The organism is Frankia sp. CcMO1 (assembly GCF_977945845.1).
In genome coordinates, this window is sequence record NZ_CDWTMG010000154.1 from 4,039 (window position 1) to 6,512 (window position 2,474).

General features: G+C 66.9%; 2 protein-coding genes. Both read left to right on the top strand.

Going from position 1 to position 2,474, the window contains the following annotated elements; translation table 11 throughout:
* Positions 1-206, top strand: a 206-nt coding sequence (locus AC08OU_RS16875; protein ID WP_476605280.1) for an uS7 family ribosomal protein, incomplete at its 5' end; no start/stop codon positions are given.
* Positions 207-297: 91 nt separating this feature from the next.
* Positions 298-2,400 carry an elongation factor G gene (fusA, locus tag AC08OU_RS16880; RefSeq protein ID WP_476605281.1) on the top strand — a complete coding sequence of 701 codons (2,103 nt, stop codon included), beginning with the start codon at positions 298-300 and terminating at the stop codon, positions 2,398-2,400.
* Positions 2,401-2,474: the final 74 nt, after the last annotated feature.

A 2,474-nucleotide genomic window follows, 5' to 3' on the forward strand; every position in this document is an offset into this window, starting at 1 on the left:
TCGAGGTCAAGGCCTCCCGGGCGACGACCCTCGCGCTGCGCTGGCTGGTCGGCTACTCGGCCGCCCGCCGCGAGAAGACCATGACGGACCGGCTCATGAACGAGATCCTCGACGCCAGCAACGGCCTGGGGGCCGCGGTGAAGCGTCGCGAGGACACGCACAAGATGGCGGAGTCCAACAAGGCCTTCGCCCACTACCGCTGGTGACCGGCCGGCGCCGCGAACCGGCACCGGCCGCCTAGGGCCACCGGCGCGACGTCCCACCGGAAACCACACTTCTCGAGGCGAGGCAGACCCCGTGGCACTCGACGTGCTGACGGACCTCAACAAGGTCCGCAACATCGGCATCATGGCTCACATCGACGCCGGCAAGACCACCACCACCGAGCGCATCCTGTTCTACACCGGGATCAACTACAAGATCGGTGAGGTCCACGACGGCGCGGCCACGATGGACTGGATGGAGCAGGAGCAGGAGCGCGGCATCACGATCACGTCGGCCGCGACGACCTGTTTCTGGGAGGGCACCCAGATCAACTTGATCGACACCCCCGGGCACGTCGACTTCACCGTCGAGGTGGAGCGCAACCTGCGGGTGCTCGACGGCGCGGTCGCGGTGTTCGACGGCAAGGAAGGGGTCGAGCCGCAGTCCGAGACGGTCTGGCGGCAGGCCGACAAGTACGACGTCCCCCGGATCTGTTTCGTCAACAAGATGGACAAGCTCGGGGCGGACTTCTTCTTCACCGTGCGCACCATCCAGGAGCGTCTCGGCGCCAAGCCGCTGGTCATCCAGCTGCCGATCGGTGCGGAGAGCGACTTCGTCGGCGTCATCGACCTCGTCTACGCGCGCGCGCTCACCTGGCGCGGCGACACCGGCAAGGGTGAGGCGTACGAGATCGAGGAGATCCCGTCCGACCTCGCCGGCCAGGCCGAGGAGTACCGGCAGGCGCTGCTCGAGGCCGTCGCCGAGAGCGACGAGGTGCTGCTCGAGAAGTACCTCGGTGGCGAGGAGCTGACGCCCGAGGAGATCAAGGGCGCGATCCGTAAGCTGACCATCGCCAGCGAGGTCTACCCGGTGCTGTGCGGCTCGGCGTTCAAGAACAAGGGCGTGCAGCCCATGCTCGACGCCGTCGTCGACTACCTCCCGTCGCCGCTCGACGTCCCCGCGGTCGAGGGCCACAAGATGGGTGACGAGGAGACGACGTTCACCCGGCGGCCGGCGAACGACGACCCGTTCTCCGCTCTGGCGTTCAAGGTCGCGGCGCACCCGTTCTTCGGCAAGCTGACCTACATCCGGGTCTACTCCGGCAAGGTCGCCACCGGTGCCCAGGTGATCAACTCCACCAAGGGCAAGAAGGAGCGCATCGGCAAGATCTTCCAGATGCACTCCAACAAGGAGAACCCCGTGGACGAGGCCGCCGCCGGCCACATCTACGCGGTGATCGGCCTGAAGGACACCACCACCGGCGAGACGCTGTCGGACCCGGCGAACCCCATCGTCCTGGAGTCGATGACGTTCCCGGAGCCGGTCATCTCCGTGGCGATCGAGCCCAAGACCAAGGGCGACCAGGAGAAGCTCGGCACCGCGATCCAGAAGCTCGCCGAGGAGGACCCGACCTTCCAGGTGCAGCAGGACGAGGAGACCGGCCAGACCATCATCAAGGGGATGGGCGAGCTCCACCTCGACATCCTGGTCGACCGGATGCGCCGTGAGTTCAAGGTCGAGGCGAACGTCGGCAAGCCGCAGGTCGCCTACCGGGAGACGATCCGGCGCCCGGTCCAGAAGTACGACTACACGCACAAGAAGCAGACCGGCGGCTCGGGCCAGTACGCGAAGGTCCAGATCACGATCGCGCCGCTGGACACCGGCGAGGGCACGTTCTACGAGTTCGAGAACAAGGTCACCGGCGGCCGCGTCCCGCGCGAGTACATCCCGAGCGTCGACGCGGGGATCCAGGACGCGATGCAGTACGGCATCCTCGCCGGCTACCCGCTGGTGGGCGTCAAGGCCACGCTGCTCGACGGCCAGGCCCACGACGTCGACTCGTCGGAGATGGCGTTCAAGATCGCTGGTTCGATGGCGCTCAAGGAGGCGGCACGCCGGGCCGACCCGGTGCTGCTGGAGCCGATGATGGCCGTCGAGGTCCGCACGCCCGAGGACTACATGGGCGACGTCATCGGCGACCTGAACTCGCGTCGCGGCCAGATCCAGTCGATGGAGGACGTGAGCGGGGCGAAGGTGGTCCGTGCGACCGTCCCGCTTTCGGAGATGTTCGGTTACGTGGGCGACCTGCGGAGCAAGACCCAGGGTCGCGCCGTCTACACCATGCAGTTCGATTCCTACGCCGAGGTTCCCCGGAACGTCGCGGAGGAAATCGTCAAGAAGGCTCGCGGCGAGTAGTTCGCGACAGCAGCAGCACCACATCCACGTCCGACAGGAGGACCACCGTGGCGAAGGCGAAGTTCGAGCGGACT